Here is a 240-nt window from a genome sequence, read left to right as displayed (position 1 = left end):
GAACAGGCAATTCCAGGCGGCGGATACATGTTTCAATAGGTATAGTATTGTTTGCATTTTCAACTATCGTTGGCTGGGAATATTATGGAGAAAGATGTGCTGAGTATTTGTTTGGACCAAAAGCAAACATGATATACAGAATTATATGGATTCCATTTGTATTGGTAGGAGCTATAGGCGGACTTGAATTTGTATGGTCATTAGCTGATACATTAAATGGTTTGATGGCAATTCCAAACT

1 protein-coding gene is annotated in these 240 nt (G+C 37.1%); it reads left to right on the top strand.

Features of this window, described 5'->3' with window-relative positions:
* Positions 1–240: alanine:cation symporter family protein (locus BN358_RS10825; RefSeq protein ID WP_198018391.1), on the top strand; the 240-nt coding region annotated here is incomplete at both ends.

Origin of the sequence: Sedimentibacter sp. B4, from assembly GCF_000309315.1 — a bacterium.
GTDB classification, from domain to species: domain Bacteria; phylum Bacillota; class Clostridia; order Tissierellales; family Sedimentibacteraceae; genus Sedimentibacter; species Sedimentibacter saalensis.
This window is presented reverse-complemented; position numbering and strand designations above follow the sequence as displayed.